The following is a 613-nucleotide window of genomic DNA, read 5'->3' as shown; positions in this document are numbered from 1 at the left end:
ATCTGGGAGGAACTTTTTCTTCTCGATGCGCAGGGCATTGGAGCAAACGTTACTCTTCTATTCTAGGTATGTTCATAGGCGCTGTGGTTAGCATGGCAGGCATGTGGATTGCGGCTTTTGAGAGCCTCGCCGCTATGCTTATCGGTCTTCTGCTGATTAGTTTTGGCGCGTTTTTTACCCATACTTTGGCTTACGGCTGGGTAGGCCAAAACGCAACACAAGCAAAAGCAACCGCAACAGCTTTGTACTTGGTGCACTACTATGTCGGCGGAAGTTTAGGTGGTTTTTTATTGCTCTATTGTTGGCAACATGGCGGTTGGTCAACCGTACTGCTTGGCGGAAGCGTTTTGTATGCCGTGATGTTTGCTGCCATTGCCTACTTAAAACACATTTGTGAAAGCGTAGATACCGACAGCGACACTGATGTAGCAAGCTTGGGAAGAAGTTAATCGACTTCTCTGCTATGCTTGCGCCAAATTCATAAAAGCAAGAAAGTCGTATGCCAACGCGCTCAACACAAGAAACACCGAATACAGATATTAATGCGATCACTCAACAAGTCGATCAATGGCTTAATGATGTCGTGATTGGTCTGAATTTGTGTCCTTTCGCT

The 613-nt window shown here is 46.0% G+C and carries 1 protein-coding gene and 1 pseudogene; both read left to right on the top strand.

Annotated elements, in window-relative coordinates; genetic code table 11:
• Nucleotides 1–449: pseudogene (locus tag R7093_RS26385) on the top strand (MFS transporter); the annotation flags it as partial.
• A 50-nt stretch (nt 450–499) separates the two neighbouring features.
• The coding region (locus R7093_RS26380) for a DUF1415 family protein (RefSeq protein WP_318147171.1) at nt 500–613 on the top strand (114 nt) is incomplete at its 3' end.

It is taken from the genome of Vibrio sp. 1580 (assembly GCF_033340055.1).
The sequence above is the reverse complement of the archived record's forward strand: the minus strand, read 5'-3'. Positions and strand labels throughout refer to the sequence as shown.